The organism is Bacillus sp. 22190 (assembly GCF_052045575.1).
GTDB lineage: Bacteria > Bacillota > Bacilli > Bacillales > Bacillaceae > Bacillus > Bacillus altitudinis.
In genome coordinates this window covers 1-344 of record NZ_JBQEPF010000054.1, presented here as the reverse complement: position 1 = coordinate 344, position 344 = coordinate 1, and the positions used below count along the sequence as shown (strand labels likewise).

Below are 344 nucleotides of genomic sequence, written 5' to 3'. Positions count from 1 at the left end.
ACTTCTGAATATCTAAAAATCAAAAAAGATCAAGAAGAAGCCCGCAAGATTGCAAAGGAACAAGAAGCGCTAGCCAACCGTCCGTGGTATGAAAAAGCCCTTGATTACGGAGGAAATATCGTCAATGAACTGACAGGCGTGAACGATGCAAAACGCGCCGCAACGGGCGTTGATCCGATCACAGGTGAAGAACTCACCGCAGGACAGCGAGTCGCCGCAGGTGGCATGGCAGCAGCAGGCTACATCCCGATTGTCGGCTGGGCAGGCCGTATTTTCAAAGGTGGAAAAGCCGTCTATAAAACGACTCAAGCCACGTCCGCCGCAGTCAGAGCAGTCGACATTTA

At 51.2% G+C, this 344-nt stretch carries 1 protein-coding gene; it reads left to right on the top strand.

Annotation, left to right across the window (positions count from 1 at the left end):
- On the top strand, positions 1–344 hold a 344-nt coding region (locus ACTJKA_RS20030), incomplete at both ends, for a pre-toxin TG domain-containing protein (protein ID WP_440607929.1).